The organism is Oceanicola granulosus HTCC2516 (assembly GCF_000153305.1).
Lineage (GTDB): Bacteria > Pseudomonadota > Alphaproteobacteria > Rhodobacterales > Rhodobacteraceae > Oceanicola > Oceanicola granulosus.
Window position 1 is genome coordinate 1,459,354 of sequence record NZ_CH724107.1, and the last position, 19,123, is coordinate 1,478,476.

The following is a 19,123-nucleotide window of genomic DNA, read 5'->3' on the forward strand; positions in this document are numbered from 1 at the left end:
TCTTCCTGCTTTCGAGGATGCCGATGCTGCGCCTTCACGCCACGCTGAGCGGGCTCCGCCCGAGCAACCTGATGATCCTCGCGGCCCTGCCGTTCATCGTCTGGCTCTTCGCGGTCTCGACGGATTACAGCCGCGCGCTGCGCGCAATCCTCGGCATCGAGCCCGGGGCGAGCGCGCTGCTGCCGGGGGCGGCGCTGGCGGCGGCGCTGTTCGGGGGCGGCGTGGCCGGGGCGCTGCTGGCGAAGTTCGACAAGCCGCGGCGGGCGCGCGTCTCCTACGGCATCTCGGTGCTGGCGGGGGCGGTGCTGGCGCTGACCGACCTCGGCCAGCCCTTCGCGGCCTCGGTGGTGGCGAACTGGGTCGATCCCTTCGCCTCGCCACTGGTCGTGCCGGGCGAGACGCCGCGCCGGCTGGTGCCGGAGGCGGCCGGCGCGGTCGCGCGCACCGCGGCGCTGCTGGCCGGGGCGCTGGCACTGGCGACCGCCGCCGGGGCGATGCTGCCGGGCAAGCGGGCGCGGCGGGCGATGCTGGTGCTGCACGGGCTGGGGCTGGGCTGGCTGCTGCTGCTGGCGCATCTGGGCTTCGCGGTCGGCCTCGCCGTGACCATCCGCGCGGCCATCGTCGCCTACCTGCTGGCGGCCCTGCTCGGGCTGGTCTGGGTCGGGCTGATGCAGCTGTCGCCCTCGCGCTGGACCTTCCGCCTCTTCGCCGCCGCCGCGCTCGCCTGCCTGGCCGCCGCGGGCTGGCACTATGCCCAGCCCAAACGCGGCTACAGCCTCGTCGGCGACATCGACGGCGCGGTCGCCATCGTGTCGGGGACGCCGCGCGGGCTGGTGGACACGGTGCGCTTCGGCGCCTTTCCCGAAGCCGGCGGCGCGGCGATCACCGTGCGCTCGTTCTTCGACGCCGCCGCCGCCACCGAGGCGCTGGCCGAGGGCACCCTGAGCGGTGCGCTGCTGCCCGAGGGCGCGGCGAGCGCCGCGCCGGTGTTCTGGCAGACCGCCGTGCTGCCGCCCGATGTCGCGGGGCGGGGCCTGGCGCTGCTGGTGCTCGGCGTGCTGATCGGGCTGATGACGCTCTGCGGGCTGCTCTACCGGCGGCATCCGCTGTCGGTCGCCTCGGAATTCCTGATCGACACGCTGCGCGGCATCCCGATGCTGGTCATCATCCTCTATATCGGCCTGCCGCTGGCGGGGGTGGTGAAGTCCTCGACCGGCGGCTTCATCGACCCGCCCAACATGCTGCGCGGCATCATCGCCATGGCGATCGCCTATTCCGCCTACCTCGCCGAGATCTTCCGCGCCGGCATCAACGCGGTGCCGACGGGGCAGATAGAGGCGGCGCGCTCGCTCGGCCTGTCGCGCTGGTCGACGGCCCGCCACGTGATCCTGCCGCAGGCCTTCCGCATCGTGATTCCGCCGATGGGCAACGAGTTCATCGCCATCCTCAAGGACACCTCGCTGCTGTCGATCCTGTCGATCCGCGACCTCACGCAGCGGATGCGCGAGTTCCAGTCGGCGAGCTTCCTGCCCTTCGCACCCTACAACACGGCTGCCATCGTCTATGTCCTGCTCACCCTCGTCGCCGCCAGCCTCATCGCCCGTGTCGAACACCGCTTCCGCCAGCACCGGCACTGAACCGCTGACCCTGATCACCGGCTCGGGCCGGGGGCTGGGGCGGGCGCTGGTGGCGGCCGCGCTGGCGCGCGGGCGGCGGGTGGTCGGGCTGGCGCGCTCGGGCGCGGGAGCGCTGGTGGAGACGGTGGAGCTGGACCTGGCCGACGCCGGGGCCATCGCGGCGGTGCCGGGGCGGTTGCCGGCGGGGCCGGTGGATCTGGTGATCCACAATGCGGGCGTACGCGGGCCGGTGAACGGGCTGGACGGGGTGACCCCCGAGGCCTTCGGCGAGGTGATGTCGGTCAACGTGCTTGCGCCGCTGTTGCTCACGCGGGCGCTGTTGCCGCGGCTGGCGCCGGGGGCGACGGTGGTCTTCATCTCGAGCCGGGCCGGCTCGTGCGCCGAGGGGGCGGATCCGGACAGGGACGATCTCTACGGGATGTCCAAGGCGGCGCTGAACCGCGGGATGGTGAAGCTGTCGCAGCACCATCCCCAGCGGTTCCTGGCGCTGCATCCGGGATGGCTGCGCACGGACATGGGCGGGGGCGAGGCGGACCTCGACCCGGCGGAGGCGGCGGAAGGGCTGATGGAGCAGATCGACGATTCCGGGCTGCCGAGCGGGTGGTTCGGGGACTACGCGGGGGCGAAGGTGGGCTGGTAGGGGCGGTCGGGGTGGCGCGTGTGAGCAGCGCGCCGGGAACGCCCTGCCCTTCGTGCTCTGGGCGCATCGTTCGAGCCGTTCCGCCCGGCCGCAGGCCGGGCAGCGCCGTCCCGCCCCCCCCGGGGCGGCGCTGTTGGCGAAGGTGGGGCCAAGTGCGGGATGCCGGGGCTTGTGTCGTTGTCGCTGGCGGCTCGACCGCCCCCCGGCGGGACGGCGCTGCCCTTCGGTGCCTCGGCGCATCCCCCGAGCCGTTCCCCCCCGCTGCACGCCGGGCAGCGCCGTCCCGCCCCCCCGGGGCGGCGCTCTTGGCGAAGGTGGGGCCAAGTGCGGGATGCCGGGGCTTGTGTCTCTGGCGCTGGCGGCTCGACCCGCCCCGGCGGGACGGCGCTGCCCTTCGTGCTCTGGGTGCCTCCCGCTCCCCGGCTGCCTTGCCGCCTCAGCGCGCGCCCCAGGTGTCGGTGAGCTTGTAGCCGCGGGGCCAGGGGTCGGTGGGGTCGAGCATGTGCTGGTGGGTGCCGGTGATCCAGCCGCGGCCGGAGAGCTCGGGGTGGATCGCGGGGCGGCCGCCGACCTCGGTGGTGCCGAGGATGCGGCCGGCGAAGGTCGAGCCGATGAGGGAGCGCACCGTGAGGCGGTCGCCTTCCCCCATCTCGCCGCGGGCGTGCAGCACGGCCATGCGGGCGGAGAGCGCGGTGCCGGTGGGGGAGCGGTCGATCTTGCCGGGCTGGATCGCGACGGCGGCGGCGGCGCTGAGCTCGGTGCCGTCGCGGGTGACGGGGCCGGCGAAGAGGCAGAAGGAGATGTGGCGCCAGTCCGGGTTGTCGGGGTGGTGGAAGCCGAGGGCGGCGTTGGCGGCGTCGGTGATGCGCACGCCGAGGCGGGCCAGCGCGTGCGCCTCCTCCGCCACCAGCGCGAAGCCGAGCGCGGCGGCGTCGACGATGACGAAGCTGTCGCCGCCGTAGGCGGTGTCGACGCGCAGGGTGCCGAGCCCCTCGACCTCGAGCGGCACGTCGAGCTTGTCGGCGAAGCTCGGGAGGTTCTGCACGAAGATCCGCTCGGCCTTGCCGTCGCGACACTCGGCGCGCACCCGCACCAGCCCGCCGGGCGCCTCGAGGGTCAGCTCGGTGACGGGCTCGGTCATCGCGACGAGGCCGGCGTCGAGCAGGACGGTGGCGACGCAGATCGCGTTGGAGCCGGACATCGGCGGCGTGTCCTCGGGCTCCATGATGATGAAGGCGGCGTCGGCGCGCGGGTCCTTGGGCGGGACCAGCAGGTTGACGTGGCGAAACACCCCGCCGCGCGGCTCGTGCAGGACGAAGTCGCGCAGGGTGCCGTCGCGGGCGATCCAGCGGCTCTGCTCCCAGAGCGTCTCGCCCGGGGGCGGGGCGACGCCGCCGACGATGACGTCGCCGACCTCGCCCTCGGCATGGGCGGAGATGACGTGGACGATCCTGGTGCTGCGCATGGGGCGGGCTCCTCCGGGTGGCGTCAGGTGACGACGAAGCCCTGCGCGAAGGGGTCGCGCGCGTCGATGAACAGGGTGTTGTAGCCCGTCACGCGCGCCCAGCCGGCGATGGAGGGGACGATGGCGGGGCGTCCGGCGACCTCGGTGGCGGCCTCGACGCGGCCGTCGAAGAGCGAGCCGATGATCGATTCGTGGACGAAGGCGTCGCCCGGCGCGAGCTGTCCGCGCGCCGCGAGCTGGGCCATGCGGGCGGAGGTGCCGGTGCCGCAGGGGGAGCGGTCGATGGCCTTGTCGCCGTAGAACACCGCGTTGCGCGCATCCGCCCGCTCGTGGCGCGGCGCGCCGGTCCAGAGGATATGGCTGAGGCCCTCGATCTCGGGGTGCTCGGGGTGAACGAATTGGTACTTCGCGTTGAGCGCGGCGCGCAGCTTCGGGCTGAGGCCGACGAGCTCGGCGGCGGAGAGGTCGGCCATGTCGGTGTAGCCGGGCTGCGGCTCGACGATGGCGTAGAAGTTGCCGCCGTAGGCGACGTCGACGGTGATCTCGCCGACGCCGTCGACGCGGGCGGTGAGGCCCTCGGCGTGGAGGAAGGCGGGCACGTTGGTCAGCCGCACTTCCTCGACGTGCGCGCCCTCCTGCCGGTAGGTGACGTCGACCCGCCCGGCGGGCGTGTCGAGGCGCAGCTGGCCGGGCGTGGCGGGGCGGACGAGGCCGTGCTCGAGGGCGAAGGTGACGGTGCCGATGGTGCCGTGGCCGCACATCGGCAGGCAGCCGGAGGTCTCGATGAAGAGCACGGCGATGTCGCAATCGTCGCGGGTGGGCGGATAGAGGATCGCGCCCGACATCTGGTCGTGGCCGCGCGGCTCGAACATCAGGCCGGTGCGGATCCAGTCGTACTCGGCGAGGAAGTGGGCGCGCTTCTCCAGCATCGTCGCGCCGCGCAGGTGCGGCGCGCCGCCGGTGACGAGGCGGACGGGGTTGCCGCAGGTGTGGCCGTCGATGCAGGGGAAGATGTGGCGGGTCATGCAGGGCTCCGGATGCGACCGGGCGATAGTGCGGCCGCAACGGGGAGCATGCAAGGTATATTGACGTTGTCGACAAGGGCGGCGGACCGGGCCTGCGGGCCCTTTCCCCTGCCCCGCATTCGTGGTGGTCTCTGCCGGAATCCGAGCCGAGGAGAGAGCCATGACCGAGACCCGCACCAGCTTCGCCGCGCTCGCCGAGGACGTGGGCGCCATCTTCGAGCGTGCCGGGCTCGTGGCCTCGCAGGCCCGCGCGCTGGGGCGGGTGATTGCGGCCGGGGAGCGGGACGCCTGCAAATCGCACGGCATCTACCGGATCGAGGGCTGCCTGAAGACCATCGCGGCCGGCAAGGTGGCCGCCGGGGCGGAGCCGGAGGTGACGGGCGAGGACGGCGCGGTGGTGCGGGTGAGCGCGCATGGCGGGTTCTCGGTGGCCGCGTTCGAGATGGGCGTGCCGCGGCTCGAGGCGCGGGCGCGGGCGCACGGGGTGGCGGCGCTCGTCATCAACGACTGCGTGCACTTCTCGGCGCTCTGGCCGGAGATCGAGGCGCTGACGGAGCGCGACCTCGCGGCGCTGGCGATGTGCCCGAGCTATGCCAGCGTCGCGCCGGCCGGCGGGGCGGCGCCCTTGCTGGGGACCAACCCGATGGCCTTCGGCTGGCCGCGCGCGGAGGCGCCGCCCTACGTGTTCGACTTCGCCACCAGCGTCGCGGCGCGCGGCGAGATCGAGCTGCACCGCAAGGCGGGCAAGGCGCTGCCGGACGGCTGGGCGATCGACGCGGACGGCGCGCCGACGACCGACCCGGAGGCGGCGCTGGCGGGAGCGATGCTGCCGTTCGGGGCGCACAAGGGCTCGGCGATCTCGACGATGATCGAGCTGCTGGCGGGGGTGATGATCGGCGACCTGACCAGCCCCGAGGCGCTCGAGGCGGTCGGGACCACCGCCCTCGCCCCGCGCCACGGCGAGCTGATCCTCGCCTTCGATCCGGCCCGGCTCGCCGGGGGGCGGGGCGATCCGCTGGCGCGGGCGGAGGTGCTGTTCGAGGCGATCCAGGGCCAGGGCGCGCGCCTGCCCTCGCAGCGCCGCTTCAGGGCCCGCGCCGCGGCCGAGCGCGACGGGATCGCGCTCGGCGAGGAGGACGTGGCGATGCTGGCGCGGTTCCGGCGCGACGGGCTGGCGGCGCTGGAGGGCTGAGCCTCAGCGGGCCGCGACGGTCCGCGCGAGGGCGTCGATCTCCTCGGCGAGGATCCGCGGGTGGTCCTCGGGGGTGAAGTGCTTGCCGCCCTCGATGCGCCGCAGCGGGGCGTCGAGGTCTTTCGCGAGGCGCTCGCCGTACTCGATCTCCTGGAACTCGTCGGCCGCGCCCCAGACGATGCGGGCGGGGATGCCGAGCGTCGGCAGGCGGTCGGCGATGGCCTTGGTGTCCTCGACGTCGAGCGACCGGGCCTGCCGCACGAAGGCCTCGGCCTCGCCGTGGCGGTCGTAGTGCGGGGCGTGGGCGTCGTAGGCGGCCTCGGCGGCGGCGTCGGTCTCGTGGCCCTTGGAGAACATCATCCTGAGCAGCTGGTGGAACGAGCCGTCGGGGGCGTGCCTGGCGATGGAGCCGGCCTTGGCGACGGCGCTGACCAGCGGGACGGGCCAGGAATCGTAGCTGATCGCGTTGGTCAGCAGAAGGCCGCTGACCATCTCGGGATGGCGCACCGCCGCGATCTGGGCGACGCCGCCGCCGAGGTCGTGCCCGGCGAGGACGGCGCGCCCGATGCCCAGCTCGCGCATCCACGCGACGAGGTAGTCGGCCTGCTTCGCCACCGAGATGTCGCGCTCGCGGCCCTCGGGAATCAACGCGCCGTAGCCCGGCATCTCCCACGCCAGCACCCGGCGGCCCTCGATCAGCGGCGCCACCTCGCGCCAGAGGGCGGGACAGGTGGGGATGCCGTGGAGCAGGATGACGGGCTCCCCCGCCCCGGCCTCCTCCCAGCGCATTCGGATGCCGTCGACGTCGGTGCTGTGGCTCTGCATGGCGTGCTCCTTGGGGTGCGGTTGGCTGGGGGACCAACCTGCGCCGGCGGTGGGCGTTCCTGCGGAGCGGGGGGTTGAGTGGGTTTTGTGGGGGGCGTCGGATCCCGGGAAACGCCCCGAACGTGTGCAGTGGACGGATGATCGAATCGTGAGCTACTGTGCCGATCAGCACCTACTTCATCAATTAATGTAGTTAATCTAAGATTGGCGGGTTCATATGGACAGCTACGATGTCTGGGATCAAAGGGTAGCTCAAGAGGCTGACAGGCTCGCCCTCAATGAGGGCTACAAGATCCTATATGTTCCGTGGAGTACAATTGGAGAAGCAGATACAGCCTTCTTGTCGCTGAACCCAGGCCGTCCGCCGCAGAACGCGGATTTGCAAACACTCTCGGATGAGCGCGGCAATTCCTATGAAATTGAAAAGGATGTCACTGCATCTCCAATCACAGCCCAGTTCCTTGCACTCGCGGAGATGCTCGATCGGAGACCGAGGGAGATACTTACCGGGGTAGTAGCGCCATTCAGGAGCAATCGCTGGAAAGGACTGGAGCTTTATCAACGTCGGGGGGCGTTGAGCCTTGGGAAGAAATTTTGGCAGCAAGTGTTTTCGTTGAAGCTTCCAAAGCGAGTAATCGCCTGCTGCCCAGAAGCGGTCGAGCTGACGAAGGAAATCTTAGGAGCCAAGTTAGAAACATCATTAGCTTCAGGCTGGGGCAAGACGATGCTTCATCGTTATCGCGCTAAGAACGGCGCTTTAATTGCACAGATACCGCATCTGTCGACCTTTAAGTTGCTGAGCAGACCGCAGTGTCACGGCCCGCTTCGCGAGATTCTCGAACTTACTTAATTGATCGCCCGACTTCATGCCTCCCGGCGAATTCTGCATGCCTCAACCCACCTCCCCACTCCAACCCGCGTACCAGTCGCGGAAGAGCTTGAACTGGGCTTCGGCGTAGCCGCGCTGGCTGTCGCTGAGGGCGTCGGTCTCGTTGAAGTGGAGGCGGTAGGCGTCGTCGCCGGCGAGGACCATGAGGTGCTTGTAGTAGAGCACGAGGTCGGGGCCCTCGTCGAAGGAGGAGAGGACGTGCATGGCCGCGTCGAGCTCCCGGGCGCGGCGGCGGGCGGTGGGGTCGCCGGCGGCGGCCTGCTGGGAGAGCTCGACGAGGTGCAGGACCTCGCGGGGCAGGACGTTGCCGATGCCGGTGATCGCGCCGACGGCGCCGCAATTGACGAAGCCGTGGAAGACGTTGGTGTCGACGCCGACCATCAGCAGGACGTCGTCGTCGCCGCTGGTGATCGTCTCGGCGGCGTAGAGCAGGTCGGCGCTGCCGCCGAATTCCTTGAAGCCGACGAGGTTGGGGTGCTCGGCGCGCAGGGCGAAGAACAGGTCGGCGCGGGTGGCGAAGCCGTAGTAGGGCGAGTTGTAGATGACGGCCGGCAGGTCGGGGGCGGCGGCGAGGACCGCCTTGAAGTGGGCCTTCTGGGCGGCGGGGGCGGTGCCGCGCGAGAGCACGCGGGGGATGACCATGAGCCCCTCGGCCCCGACCTCGGCGGCGTGGCGGGCATGGGCGACGGCGCTGGCGGTGTTGACCGCGCCGGTGCCGACGATGACCGGCACGCCCGCCTGCACCAGCCGCGCCACCCCTTCCATGCGCTGCGCGTCGGTCAGCAGCGGCCAGTCGCCCATGGAGCCGCAATAGACGACGGCGCGCATGCCCGCGTCGATCAGCTCGCGGCCCTTGCGCACGAGGGCGTCGTAGTCGGGCGCGCGGTCGGGGGTGCAGGGGGTCATCAGCGCGGGGATGCAGCCGGAAAAGATGCTGGCGGTCATGTGGTGTCTCCTCGGGTCGGTGCTCGGCCGGCGGCGGCGCGACGCGCGCGCCCCTGCCCTCGCCCGGAGCATACGGTTTGTATTTTGTTTGTCGACAAGAAACCGCGACGGCGGTCAGAGCTCGATATGCTGCCGCCGGTCGCGCGCCAGGAGCGACTGGATCTGCGCGACGATCTGGTCGGCGTGCTGGCGGGCGAGGGTGTCGGAGCGGGCGACGTCGCGGGCGGCGATGGCGGCGATCATGTCCTCGTGCTCCTGCACGTAGCGCGCCGGGAGCCGGTCCTCGAAGCCGGCGTAGTAGAGCCGCAGGTAGCGGCGGCCCTCGTCGAGCAGGCGGTGGGAGAGGCCCTCGTAGTACGGATTGCGCCCGGCGGTGGCGATGGCGGCGTGGAAGTCGCGGTTGCTGGCGATCATCGCGAGGGCGTCGTGGGCCGCGACGGCGCGGGCGAAGCGGGCCTGCTCGTCGCGGATCAGGGCGAGGTCGTCGGCGGTGTGGTACTGCGCCGCGAGCCGGGTGGTGACGCGGTACATGAGGGTGATCGCGTCGAAGAAGGTGTGGAGGTTGAGGAAGTCGAGATTGGCCACTACGGTGGAGCGGTTGGGCAGCGTCGTCACCAGCCCCTCCCCGGCCAGCCGCACCAGCGCCTCGCGGATCGGGGTGCGCGACATCTCGAGCCGCCGGGCGAGCTGCACCTCGTCGATGGGCGCGCCGGGCGGCAGGGTCAGCTCTAGGATCTCGTCGCGCAGCACGCCGTAGACGTACTGCACGCCCGAGCCGCGCTTGCGCTCCGTCTTCGCTGCGGTGCCGCTGGCCATCACGCCCTCCCCGTTGTCGACAGGTTGGATACGGGATGCGCGGCGGCCCCGCAATCGCGGGAGCGCCGGCGGGATCAGACGGCGGTGTAGCCGCCGTCGATGGGCAGGCTGACGCCCGAGATCATCGACGCGCCGTCGCTCAGCAGGAAGGCGATGGGCGCGGCGATCTCCGCCTCGGTGGCCCAGCGCCCGAGCGGCATGGTTGCGAGGAACGGCTCCTCGACCTCGGGGCGGCCCCAGTACCAAGCCGACATCGGCGTCATCACCACGGTCGGGTGGACGCCGTTGGCGCGGATGCCGTGGGGGCCGAGCTCGAGGGCGGAGACGCGGGTGATGTTGTCGAGCGCGGCCTTGGAGGAGCCGTAGCTGATATGGCCCTTCAGCCCCACGAGCGAGGCCTGGCTCGAGACGTTGACGATGGCGCCGCCGCGGCCGAGCCGGATCATGCTCCGCGAGGCGTACTTCGTCACCAGGAGCGCGCCGCGGGCGTTGATGGTCATCACCTTGTCGAAGACGGAGATGTCGGTCTCCATCGGCGTCGCGATCTCGCCGCCCCAGCCGCCGCAATTGACGACGCCCCAGAGGTCGAGGCCGTCGAGCGCGTCGCGGACGCTGTCCTCGGAGGTGAGGTCGAAGGCGAGGGTGCGGCAGCCGGTGTCGGCGGCCAGTTCGGCGAGCCTGTCGGCGTCGCGTCCCGCGGCGATGACGTCGGCGCCCTTCTCGCGGAGCAGGCGCACCGTCGCGCCGCCGATGCCGCCGGTGGCGCCGGTCACGAGGATCGCGCCCTTGTCGTAGTCGGCCATGCTGGTCTCCCCCTTTGCTAGGTCTGTCGCTCCAGCGCCGCGAGCACCCGCGCGGCGAGGTGTGGATCGGGTTCGGCGGTGCCGTCGACCTCGATCACCGTGCCGAGCCCCGTCGGCCCGGCGCGGGCGGCGAGCTCGCGCAACTCGTCGGCGTAGGAGGCCGGAAGGTGGCCCGCCGGCCGCCGCGCGGCGCGGGCGCGGTAGCGGGCGGCGGCGATGTCGGGCGGGACGGCGACCCAGACCTCGACCACCCGCGCGACGGCGGCGCGGGCGAGGTGGTCGCGCAGCACCTCGACGGGCTGGAAGCCGTGCCAGGCGTCGATGACCGGCAGCAGGCTGTCGGGGAAGGCGGCGACGGTGTTGAAGATCGCGTGGTAGCTGGCGCGGCCGAGCATCCGGTTGTGCTGGCGGTCGCCGGTGCCGATCTGGACGAACAGGCCTTCCTTGACCGTGTCGAGGCCGAACGGCACGGCGGGCGTGCCGAGCTCGGTGACGCCGCGCACGAGGGTGCGGGCGATGGTGGACTTGCCGCTGGCGGGGACGCCGTTGACGAGGATGGCCTGCCTCATGGCGCGCGCGCCGCCCGGCGGCCGGCGAGGGCCGCGCCGATCATGCCGGCGTCGTCGCCGAAGCGCGCGGCGGCGACGGGGCGGGCGAACCAGTGCGAGCCCTGCGGCAGGCGCGCGAGCGCCTCGGCCATCGCCCGCCCGAGGCCGCCGCCGAGGATGATGCGGGCGGGATCAACGGTCGCGGTGAGGCTCTGCAGGGCGCGGGCCATCGGGCGCGCCCAGGTGGCGAGCAGGTCGTGGGCGCGCGCGTCGCCCGCCGCGGCGCGGGCGAGGAGGTCTTCGGCGCGGGTGGTGGCAGGCAGGCCGGCGGCGGCGACGAGGGTGCCGAGGGCGGTGCCGGAGCTGAGCGTCTCGACGCAGCCGCGCGCGCCGCAATTGCAGGCCGGGCCGTCGTCGGCGACGATTATGTGGCCGAACTGGCCCGCGAAGCCCGCGCCGTACCAGGGCCGGCCGTCGAGCAGCGCCGCGCCGCCGATACCGGTGCCGACGGAGACCAGCGCCAGGAGGCCGTCGCTCCCCTGCCCCTCGGCGATCAGCGCCATGGTGGCGTCGTTCTCGATCCGCACCGGCAGGCCGCCCGTGAGCGCGGCGACGTCGAGGCCGGCGATGTCGAGGTAACCGGCCGAGACGACCTGCTGCGCGGGCCCGTCGACGCGGCCCGGCAGGCCGACGCCGACGGCGACGGTGGCGGGGGTGCGCAGGGTGGAGACGAGGCGGGCGAGCTGGGCGGAGAAGCCGTCGCGCGTCCGGTCGGTCGGCTCCGACAGCCGGGCCTCCACGCGGCCGTCGGCATCGACGCGCGCCACCCGGATGCGGGTGCCGCCGACGTCGACGCCGAGGGCGGTTTCAGCCGGCTGCGGCATGGCGGTCGAGCACGGTCTGGATCTGGCGCAGGCGGTCGCTGGCGATGCGCTCGAGGCGGTCGGCGCGGACTTCGGCGTCGAGCGAGATGCAGTCCTTCCACAGCGCCCGCCCGGCGATGACGCCCGACGCGCCGTTGTCCATCGCGGTCTCGACCTGGCCGATGAAGGTCTCGTGATCGACCCCCGCCGACAGCACCGCCCAGGGGATGTCGCCGCAGATCGCGGTGATCTCGGCGCAGGCCTCGGCGGTGCCGGGATAGGGCAGCTTGAGCACCTTGGCGCCGTGGTCGACGGAGATGCGGGCGCTCTCGACGATCAGGCCGGGGAAGGCGGCGCGGTAGGCGTCGTCGCTCTCGCCCTCGAGCTGGTAGGTCAGGATCTCGACCACGAGGAGCAGGTCTTCGGCGGCGAAATCGGCGATGCAGTCGCGGATGATGGCGATGTTGGTGTCGTTGGCCTCCGGGGTGTCGGGGCGCAGGTAGACCATCAGCTTGGCCCCGGTGCCGCCGAGCTCGCGCACGCGCCGGGCGGTGATGCCGGGGACCAGCTTGGAGATGCGGTAGCCCTGGGCGTCGGTGTCCCAGCCGGAGGCGTCGAGGCCGACGAGCAGCCCGGTGTCGCGCGCGAGGGTGCCGTCGTCGACGACGGCGGGGACGGCGCAGACCGGGTCGAGCAGGATGCAGGAAGCCTTGTTGGCGAGGTGGCGGACGATGGCCGACTTCACCACGCCGAGGGTCGGCTCGTCGATGGCGGCCTGGGCCTCGGGAGTGTCGGCGAGCACCTTGCGCATCCCGCCGCGCTGGTCGGCGGCGACGACCATCATCAGCCCGTTGTCGCCGCAGATCTGCTGGTAGCCGCGGCGTTCGGCGGTGGTCATGGCTGTGGTCATCGCGAAGGATCCTCTCATCATCGGCCGCCCGAGCGGCGACGGGCAGAGCAGTAGCGCTCCCCGCCGGACGTCTCAACAATATTTTTCTGTAATATATTTCCAGGAATCTCTTACCGGTCCTCCCGTTCCACGAGCTCGAGGATGCGGGTCGCGGCCTGCATGTCGGTGACGAGCGCGTTGACCATGCCCGAGCGGGCCGCGCCGACGATCGCCTCGGCCTTCTCGCGCCCGTGGGCGACGCCGATGCAGAGCGGCACGCGGCGCAGCTGCTCCTCGTTGATCGACAGCAGGTTCTCCTGCCCCGGCCAGCGGATCGCGCGGCCCTCGGCGTCGAAGTAGTGGCGCAGCACGTCGCCGACGATGCGCTCGGCCTGCGCCTCGGAGAAGCTCATGTCGATGCCGGCGCGGCCGCGCTCGTAGCGGCCGATGCCGAGGATGGCGGCGTCGACCTCGTCCCAGAGGCCGATCAGGCGGGCGATGCCGGGATCCTGCTCGAGCAGCGCCGACAGCTTGCGCGACACGATGGAGGGCGCGTGCAGCAGCTGCCCGACGCCGCCCATCTGCGCGGCGGCGGAGCGGACGAACTCGTTGATCTGGAAGTGGCCCTCGGTCTCGTTGACGCCGCCCATGGCGGGCACGATCGTCACGCCCGGGCACGGCGGCAGGCCGGCGGCGACGACGCTCTGCACGGCCCGGCCCCAGCCGATCGCGACGACGCCGCCCGGCGCGAGCCCCGCATCCGTCAGCAGCGTGCCGACCTCGGGGGCGAGGGTGGCGGCGCGGCCGGCCTCGCTGACCCGGACGGCCTTCAGGCCGAGCGCCGCGGCGAGGCGTCCGCCGAGTTCGCCGACCTCCTCGATGTCGATCACCTCGATGCGCACGATCCCCTCCTCGCGGGCCTGGGCGAGCAGGCGCGAGACCGTGGCCGTCGAGACCTCCATCCGCCGCGACACCTCGACCTGCGAGAGGCCGTCGAGGTAGTGCATCCGCGCCGCCGTGTGCATCAGGGCGCGGCTCATCAGCCTGCCTGTCCGGCGCGCGCTCATCGCGCGAAAGTCGCAGCCTGAGGAGACGGAAACGTGGGGGGCATGGTAAGGCTCCGATCTGTCGTTAGCGGTTTCAGAAATAAATTTCTGATTGGTTCTTCTTGCAAGCTTGCCAACGTCACGTCAATCTCCGCCCTGCTGCCCCGTCCGACCCGCGCCGCGCCGGCGCCGGGCCCGCGCGGCGGCGCCGGCCCGAGAGGGGGCCGCAGCCTTTGGGAGGACCATATACATGAAGAACCTTATCAAATCCGCAGCTTTCGCGGCGGCGCTCGGTGCCGGCGGCGCCGCGTCGGCGCAGGAGGACATCACGATCACGCTCGTTCCGGGCCTGACCACCGATGCCTTCTACATCACCATGAACCGCGGCGCCCAGGCGGCGGCCGATGCGCTCGGCATCAATGTCGACTTCCAGGGCGCCGAGGAATTCGACCCGGTCCTGCAGACCCCGGTCCTCGATGCCGTCATCGCCCGCGGCCCCGACGCGATCCTCATCGCGCCGACCGATTCGACGCAGATGATCGAGCCGCTGCGCCGCGCCAGCGAGGCCGGCATCCCGGTCATCACCGTCGACACGTTCATCGACGACGGCATGTATCAGGACGGCGCCGGCGACGGCGACTTCCCGCTGTCCTACGTCGCCTCGGACAACGTCGGCGGCGGCCGCATGGCGGCGCGCTTCATGGCCGAGGAGATCGGCGGCGAGGGCAAGGTCTACGTCTCCAACGTGCGCCCCGGCATCTCGACGACCGACCAGCGCGAAGAGGGCTTCCTCGCCGAGATGGAGGAGAACTACCCCGACATCGAGGTGCTCGAGACCCAGTACAACGAGAACGACGCGTCGCTCGCGGCGTCGCAGTTCCAGGCCGTGCTGGCGCGCAACCCCGACATCGCGGGCGTGTTCGGTGCCAACCTGTTCTCGGCGCTCGGGGCCGGCAACGGGGTGGAGAACGCGGACATGATCGACCAGGTGACGGTCATCGCCTTCGACGCGCCCCAGAGCATCGTCGACAACATCTCCTCGGGCCTCGTCGACGCCGCCATCGCGCAGCACCCGGCCGAGATCGGCTACTTCGGCGTCATGGCCGCCTACGCCGCGCTGACGGGCCAGTCCGTGCCGACCTCGATCGGCACCGGCTTCACCGTCATCGACGCCGACAACGTGGGCGACGAGGACATCGCCAAGTTCATCTACTCGGAATGAGCATGAGCACGACGAAACGTAACGGGGGGGCCTCTTTCCTGAGGTCCCTCCTCAACGCCTGGTCCTGGCTGTTCCTGATCCTGATCCTCGCCTTCTTCGAGATCTACGCCCAGACCCAGACCGGCAGCACCTTCCTGTTCCGGGTCTACAACCTCCAGTCCATCTCCGTGGCCGCCTCGCAGATCCTGCTGCTCGCGCTCGGGCTGACGCTGGTGATCGTCGCCGGACACATCGACTTGTCGATCGCCTTCAGCACCGGCTTCGCCGCCGTCGCGATGGCGCTGGTGGTGCGCGCGGCCGGCGACGACCCGGGCCTCGCGATGGTCCTCCTCGCGCTAATCGTGGGCCTGCTGGCCGCCGGCATCGTCGGCGTCGTCAACGGCTGGCTCGTGGCGCATCTCGACGTCCCCTCCTTCATCGGCACGCTCGGCACCTACGGCATCGCGCGCGGCGCGGCGCTGATCGTCGCCGGCGGCGCGACCGTCTCGATCCGCAGCGACACCGTGCGCAGCTTCGGCAACGGCGAGATCTGGCTGTTCCCGATCCCCGTCGTCATCGCCGCCGTGCTCGCCATCGGCTGCCACTACCTGCTGGCCCACACCCGCTTCGGCGCCCACACCTACGCGCTCGGCGCCAACCGCGCCTCGGTCGAGCGCGCCGGGGTCGACGTCAAGCGCCACCTGATGCTGCTGTTCATCATCTCCGCGCTCACCGCCGGGATCGGCGGGCTGATCTACACCGGCCGCTTCTCCGCCGGGGCCGCCAACGCGGGCGAGCCGATCCTGCTCTACGCGGTGGCCGCCGTGTTCATCGGCGGCGCCTCGCTGACGGGCGGGCAAGGCACGATCAGCGGCACCGTGATCGGCGCGTTCATCATCGCGGTGATCCAGTTCGGGCTCGTCTTCTCGGGGCTGCCGCCGTACTGGCAGTTCGTGGCCGTGGGCCTCGTCATCATCGTCGCCGTCCTCGTGGACCAGTCCAAGCATCGCGTGACGGGAGACAGGTCATGACCGCCCTGCTCGAGGTGAAGAACCTCAAGAAGCGCTTCGGCGGCAACGAGGCCGTCAAGGACGTCAACTTCGAGGTCAACGCGGGCGAGTGCGTCGTGCTCGCCGGCGACAACGGCGCGGGCAAGTCGACGGTCATCAAGATGATCTCGGGCGTCTACACGCCGACCGCGGGCACCGTGCATCTAAACGGGGAGCTGCTGACCGGCAAGAGCCCCGAGGCGGTGCGCAACGCGGGCATCGAGACGATCTACCAGGACCTCGCGCTGGCCGACAATCTCGACCCGGGCCTCAACCTCTACCTCGGCCGCGAGATCTCGCGGCGGGTCATGGGGCTGCCGTTCCTCGACCGCAAGAAGATGCGCGAGGACGCGGCGCGGGTGATGAAGAGCCTCGGCATCACCGTGCCCGACCCGGCCGCGCCGGTGCGCGAGATGTCGGGCGGCCAGCGCCAGGCCATCGCGCTCGCCCGCGCGATCCACTGGCAGGCGGGGCTCGTCATCATGGACGAGCCGACCGCCGCGCTCGGCGTGCCCGAGCAGCGCGAGGTCATGGCGCTGATCGAGCGGATGAAGCAGCAGGGCGTGGGGATCATCCTGATCTCGCACAACCTGCCCGACATCTTCGCCGCCGCGGACCGGATCGTGGTGCTCGCGCGCGGCGTCGTCGCCGGCGTGCGCCGCCCCGACGAGACCAACGACGAGGAAGTCGTGCGCATGATGATGGGCGCGACGCTGTAGGCAGACGGGAGACCTGCGATGACCTGGACCCTCACCGGCAAGACCGCGCTCGTCACCGGCGCGAGTTCGGGCATCGGACGCGCCCTCGCCACCGCCGCCGGCGCGGCGGGGGCGCGTGTGCTGCTGGTCGGCCGCTCCGAGGAGCGGCTGGCCGAGGTGGCGGACGGGATCGGCGGCGGCGCGACGTGGATCGCCGCCGACCTCGCCGTCCCCGCCGAGGTCGACCGCATGGCCCGCGAGGCGGCGGAGCGGCTCGGCGAGATCGACATCCTGCTCGCCAACGCGGGCCTCTACATCCCCGGCGACGCCGCCGACGGCGACCCCGACGAGTGGGACCAGCTGCTGTCGGTCAACGTCAACAGCGTCTTCCGGCTCATCAACCGGGTGCTGCCCGGCATGATCGCGCGGCAGTCGGGCGACATCGTCGTGACCAGCTCCGTCTCGGGCCACCAGGCGATCGAGTGGGAGCCGGTCTACTCGGCCTCCAAGCACGCGATCCAGTCGTTCGTGCACGGCGTGCGCCGCCAGACCGCGCGCCACAAGCTGCGCATCGGCGCGGTGGCGCCGGGGATGGTGCTCAACCCGCTCTGGGGCGTCTCGGACGCCGCCGAGATCGACGCGCGGGTCGCGGCGCGCGAGGGCATCCGCTCGGAGGACGTGGCGGAGGCGGTGATGTTCATGCTCACCCGCCCGCCCCACGTCACCATCCGCGACCTCGTCATCCTGCCGCAGAACCAGGACATCTGAGCCCTTGGCGGGCTTCGACTACGTCATCGTCGGGGCCGGCGCGGCGGGAGCGGTGCTGGCCAACCGGCTGACGGAAGACCCGGAGGTGCGCGTCGCGCTGATCGAGCAGGGCACGGACCGCAACTCGCAGCGGGCCATCGTGCGGATACCGCTGGCGATGGTGACGTTCATGGCGCCCTCGCTGGCGTGGCTCGGCGGGCCGAAGTTCATGCAGTGGCTCAAGACCGAGCCGGAGCCGGGGCTGAACGGCCGCCGCATCGCCCTGCCCCGCGGCAAGGGGACCGGGGGCTCGACGCTGGTCAACGGGCAGATCTGGATTCGCGGGCAGCGCGAGGATTTCGACGGCTGGCGCGACCTCGGCAACCCGGGCTGGGGCTATGACGACCTGCTGCCCTACTTCCGCAGGTCGGAGCGGCTGGTGACGCTCGCCGAGCCGGACGCCGACCGCCACCTGCCCGCCGCCGCCGAGCGCGCCGCCGACCGCCCGGCGCCCGAGCTGCACGGCGGCGACGGCCCGGTGACCCTGGCCCCGATGCGCAGCGTCACCCCCCTCGCCCGGCTGTTCCACGAGGCCGCCGCGCGCGCCGGGCACCGCTTCAACGGCGACTTCAACGGCCCCCGGCAGGACGGCTACGGCTTCTACACCTTCACCCAGAAGCGCGGCGAGCGCGTCACCGCCGAGAGCGCCTACATCGACCCGGTGCGCGACCGGCCGAACCTGGCGATCCTGCCGGAGCGGCGCGTCACGCGGGTGCTGACGCGCGGCCGGCGCGCCGTCGGCGTCGCCTGGCGGAGCCGAGACGGCGCGGAGGGCGAGACGCACGGGCGCGAGGTGATCCTGTCGGCGGGCAGCTTCGCGTCGCCGCAGCTGCTCATGCTGTCGGGCATCGGCGACGCCGCCCACCTCGCCGAGTTCGGGATCGAGGTCGTGCACCACCTGCCCGGCGTGGGCCGGAACCTGCAGGACCACCTCGACGTCACGCTCGAGTACAAGGCGAAGACCCGCGCGCCCTACGGCGGCTCGTGGCGCGCCCTGCCCCGCAACGCGCTGCACCTGCTCGACTGGCTGACCCGCCGGCGCGGGCTGTTCTCCTCGACCACCGCCGAGGGCGGCGCGTTCCTGTCGACGCGCGGCAGCGGGCGGCCAGATATCCAGCTGTTCTTCTGCACCGCCATGGCGAACACGCAGAACGCCAGGGGCTTCGGCACCCACGGCTTCCTGATGCATGTGTGCGAGCTGCGCCCCGAGAGCCGGGGCAGCGTGCGCCTGAAGAGCCGCGATCCCGCCGAGCCGCCGGAGGTGCGCTACAACTTCTTCCAGGGCGGCAGCGGCCCGGAGGTGCTGCGCGAGGGGGTGCGGATCGCGCGCGACATCATCGGCCAGCCGCCCTTCGCGCCGCACACCGAGCGCGAGCTGGCCCCCGGCCCCGACGTGACCGACGACGCCGCCATCGAGGACTTCGTGCGCGACAGCGTCGGCACCCTCTTCCACCCCGTCGGCACCTGCGCGATCGGCACCGGCGCGGACGCGGTGGTCGACCCCGGGAGCTTCCGCGTGCACGGCGTCGAGGGGCTGCGGGTGGTGGATGCCTCGCTGATGCCGACGGTGGTGTCGGGCAACACGCTCGCGGCCACCTACTGCATCGCCGAAAAGGCCAGCGACGCGATCCGGGGGCGGACGGCCTGAGGCCCGGCAAGGCCCGCGACGAAGCCGCAAAACTCGCGAACCGACCCTGCCGCGCGACCGGTGGGCGGGATGGAATCGTTGACAGCGCCGCGTGCGGCTCGTTATGACATCGGTGTCATGCGATGGCGCGAGGCTCT

At 71.8% G+C, this 19,123-nt stretch carries 19 protein-coding genes; 9 read left to right on the forward strand and 10 right to left on the reverse strand.

The annotated features are described in order from the left end of the window. The first annotated feature begins 23 nt into the window (after positions 1-23). Complete coding sequence (locus OG2516_RS06945; RefSeq protein WP_007254926.1) at positions 24-1,637, forward strand: amino acid ABC transporter permease; 1,614 nt, start codon at positions 24-26, stop codon at positions 1,635-1,637. Then, a complete protein-coding gene (locus OG2516_RS06950) occupies positions 1,603-2,277 on the forward strand; it encodes an SDR family NAD(P)-dependent oxidoreductase (RefSeq protein ID WP_007254927.1) in 675 nt (224 codons plus the stop codon). Before OG2516_RS06945 ends, OG2516_RS06950 begins: the two co-directional genes overlap by 35 nt. Positions 2,278-2,713: 436 nt before the next feature. Here the strand turns inward: OG2516_RS06950 and OG2516_RS06955 are convergent, their stop codons facing one another. Both OG2516_RS06955 and OG2516_RS06960 read right to left on the reverse strand, forming a co-directional pair. Next, positions 2,714-3,742: a trans-3-hydroxy-L-proline dehydratase gene (locus OG2516_RS06955; RefSeq protein ID WP_007254928.1), complete on the reverse strand. Its 1,029-nt coding sequence runs from the start codon at positions 3,740-3,742 to the stop codon at positions 2,714-2,716. Positions 3,743-3,765: 23 nt separating this feature from the next. Next, on the reverse strand, positions 3,766-4,767 hold the full coding sequence (locus tag OG2516_RS06960; protein ID WP_007254929.1) for a 4-hydroxyproline epimerase: 1,002 nt from the start codon (positions 4,765-4,767) through the stop codon (positions 3,766-3,768). A gap of 160 nt (positions 4,768-4,927) precedes the next feature. On the opposite strand from OG2516_RS06960, the gene OG2516_RS06965 reads away from it, so the two are divergent. Next, positions 4,928-5,959: an Ldh family oxidoreductase gene (locus OG2516_RS06965; RefSeq protein WP_007254930.1), complete on the forward strand. Its 1,032-nt coding sequence runs from the start codon at positions 4,928-4,930 to the stop codon at positions 5,957-5,959. A gap of 3 nt (positions 5,960-5,962) precedes the next feature. Here OG2516_RS06965 and OG2516_RS06970 read toward each other — a convergent pair whose 3' ends face one another. After that, positions 5,963-6,784 carry an alpha/beta fold hydrolase gene (locus OG2516_RS06970; RefSeq protein ID WP_007254931.1) on the reverse strand — a complete coding sequence of 274 codons (822 nt, stop codon included), beginning with the start codon at positions 6,782-6,784 and terminating at the stop codon, positions 5,963-5,965. A 217-nt stretch (positions 6,785-7,001) separates the two neighbouring features. Here OG2516_RS06970 and OG2516_RS19895 point away from each other — a divergent pair, with 217 nt between their 5' ends. Continuing rightward, on the forward strand, positions 7,002-7,634 hold the full coding sequence (locus tag OG2516_RS19895) for a hypothetical protein (protein ID WP_156799284.1): 633 nt from the start codon (positions 7,002-7,004) through the stop codon (positions 7,632-7,634). A 42-nt stretch (positions 7,635-7,676) separates the two neighbouring features. Here OG2516_RS19895 and OG2516_RS06975 read toward each other — a convergent pair whose 3' ends face one another. The 7 genes from OG2516_RS06975 to OG2516_RS07005 all read right to left on the reverse strand — a co-directional run bounded on the left by OG2516_RS06975 (position 7,677) and on the right by OG2516_RS07005 (position 13,577). After that, positions 7,677-8,618, reverse strand: coding sequence for a dihydrodipicolinate synthase family protein (locus OG2516_RS06975; protein ID WP_007254932.1), 942 nt, complete (start codon positions 8,616-8,618; stop codon positions 7,677-7,679). Between the two features lie 114 nt (positions 8,619-8,732). Beyond that, complete coding sequence (locus tag OG2516_RS06980) at positions 8,733-9,434, reverse strand: GntR family transcriptional regulator (protein ID WP_007254933.1); 702 nt, start codon at positions 9,432-9,434, stop codon at positions 8,733-8,735. 74 nt (positions 9,435-9,508) lie between these two features. Continuing rightward, complete coding sequence (locus OG2516_RS06985) at positions 9,509-10,237, reverse strand: SDR family oxidoreductase (RefSeq protein WP_007254934.1); 729 nt, start codon at positions 10,235-10,237, stop codon at positions 9,509-9,511. Positions 10,238-10,254: 17 nt separating this feature from the next. Further along, positions 10,255-10,806: an AAA family ATPase gene (locus tag OG2516_RS06990; protein WP_007254935.1), complete on the reverse strand. Its 552-nt coding sequence runs from the start codon at positions 10,804-10,806 to the stop codon at positions 10,255-10,257. Next, entirely contained in the window at positions 10,803-11,669 is an 867-nt protein-coding gene (locus OG2516_RS06995) for an ROK family protein (RefSeq protein WP_007254936.1), read from the reverse strand. The genes OG2516_RS06990 and OG2516_RS06995 overlap by 4 nt, the downstream gene beginning before the upstream one ends. Then, entirely contained in the window at positions 11,653-12,558 is a 906-nt protein-coding gene (locus OG2516_RS07000; RefSeq protein WP_007254937.1) for a tagatose-bisphosphate aldolase, read from the reverse strand. The genes OG2516_RS06995 and OG2516_RS07000 overlap by 17 nt, the downstream gene beginning before the upstream one ends. Positions 12,559-12,668: 110 nt before the next feature. After that, positions 12,669-13,577: a sugar-binding transcriptional regulator gene (locus tag OG2516_RS07005; RefSeq protein WP_007254938.1), complete on the reverse strand. Its 909-nt coding sequence runs from the start codon at positions 13,575-13,577 to the stop codon at positions 12,669-12,671. Between the two features lie 256 nt (positions 13,578-13,833). Here OG2516_RS07005 and OG2516_RS07010 point away from each other — a divergent pair, with 256 nt between their 5' ends. The 5 genes from OG2516_RS07010 to OG2516_RS07030 are packed head-to-tail and all read left to right on the forward strand — an operon-like array spanning position 13,834 to position 18,986. Continuing rightward, positions 13,834-14,805 (forward strand): ABC transporter substrate-binding protein, encoded by a 972-nt coding sequence (locus tag OG2516_RS07010; protein WP_007254939.1) that lies wholly within the window; start codon positions 13,834-13,836, stop codon positions 14,803-14,805. A 2-nt stretch (positions 14,806-14,807) separates the two neighbouring features. Then, positions 14,808-15,815, forward strand: a complete 1,008-nt coding sequence (locus OG2516_RS07015) for an ABC transporter permease (protein WP_245544274.1) — start codon at positions 14,808-14,810, stop codon at positions 15,813-15,815. Next, on the forward strand, positions 15,812-16,552 hold the full coding sequence (locus OG2516_RS07020; protein ID WP_007254941.1) for an ATP-binding cassette domain-containing protein: 741 nt from the start codon (positions 15,812-15,814) through the stop codon (positions 16,550-16,552). Before OG2516_RS07015 ends, OG2516_RS07020 begins: the two co-directional genes overlap by 4 nt. An 18-nt stretch (positions 16,553-16,570) precedes the next feature. Continuing rightward, on the forward strand, positions 16,571-17,299 hold the full coding sequence (locus OG2516_RS07025; protein WP_007254942.1) for an SDR family oxidoreductase: 729 nt from the start codon (positions 16,571-16,573) through the stop codon (positions 17,297-17,299). A 4-nt stretch (positions 17,300-17,303) separates the two neighbouring features. Continuing rightward, positions 17,304-18,986 (forward strand): GMC family oxidoreductase, encoded by a 1,683-nt coding sequence (locus OG2516_RS07030; RefSeq protein WP_007254943.1) that lies wholly within the window; start codon positions 17,304-17,306, stop codon positions 18,984-18,986. Positions 18,987-19,123: the final 137 nt, after the last annotated feature.

Coding starts and splice junctions, on each gene's coding strand:
- OG2516_RS06945 (WP_007254926.1), top strand. CDS start 24: ATGCTGCGCCTTCACGCCACGCTGAGCGGGCTCCGCCCGAGCAACCTG.
- OG2516_RS06955 (WP_007254928.1), bottom strand. CDS start 3,742: ATGCGCAGCACCAGGATCGTCCACGTCATCTCCGCCCATGCCGAGGGC.
- OG2516_RS06960 (WP_007254929.1), bottom strand. CDS start 4,767: ATGACCCGCCACATCTTCCCCTGCATCGACGGCCACACCTGCGGCAAC.
- OG2516_RS06965 (WP_007254930.1), top strand. CDS start 4,928: ATGACCGAGACCCGCACCAGCTTCGCCGCGCTCGCCGAGGACGTGGGC.
- OG2516_RS06970 (WP_007254931.1), bottom strand. CDS start 6,784: ATGCAGAGCCACAGCACCGACGTCGACGGCATCCGAATGCGCTGGGAG.
- OG2516_RS19895 (WP_156799284.1), top strand. CDS start 7,002: ATGGACAGCTACGATGTCTGGGATCAAAGGGTAGCTCAAGAGGCTGAC.
- OG2516_RS06975 (WP_007254932.1), bottom strand. CDS start 8,618: ATGACCGCCAGCATCTTTTCCGGCTGCATCCCCGCGCTGATGACCCCC.
- OG2516_RS06980 (WP_007254933.1), bottom strand. CDS start 9,434: ATGGCCAGCGGCACCGCAGCGAAGACGGAGCGCAAGCGCGGCTCGGGC.
- OG2516_RS06985 (WP_007254934.1), bottom strand. CDS start 10,237: ATGGCCGACTACGACAAGGGCGCGATCCTCGTGACCGGCGCCACCGGC.
- OG2516_RS06990 (WP_007254935.1), bottom strand. CDS start 10,806: ATGAGGCAGGCCATCCTCGTCAACGGCGTCCCCGCCAGCGGCAAGTCC.
- OG2516_RS06995 (WP_007254936.1), bottom strand. CDS start 11,669: ATGCCGCAGCCGGCTGAAACCGCCCTCGGCGTCGACGTCGGCGGCACC.
- OG2516_RS07000 (WP_007254937.1), bottom strand. CDS start 12,558: ATGACCACAGCCATGACCACCGCCGAACGCCGCGGCTACCAGCAGATC.
- OG2516_RS07005 (WP_007254938.1), bottom strand. CDS start 13,577: ATGAGCCGCGCCCTGATGCACACGGCGGCGCGGATGCACTACCTCGAC.
- OG2516_RS07010 (WP_007254939.1), top strand. CDS start 13,834: ATGAAGAACCTTATCAAATCCGCAGCTTTCGCGGCGGCGCTCGGTGCC.
- OG2516_RS07015 (WP_245544274.1), top strand. CDS start 14,808: ATGAGCACGACGAAACGTAACGGGGGGGCCTCTTTCCTGAGGTCCCTC.
- OG2516_RS07020 (WP_007254941.1), top strand. CDS start 15,812: ATGACCGCCCTGCTCGAGGTGAAGAACCTCAAGAAGCGCTTCGGCGGC.
- OG2516_RS07025 (WP_007254942.1), top strand. CDS start 16,571: ATGACCTGGACCCTCACCGGCAAGACCGCGCTCGTCACCGGCGCGAGT.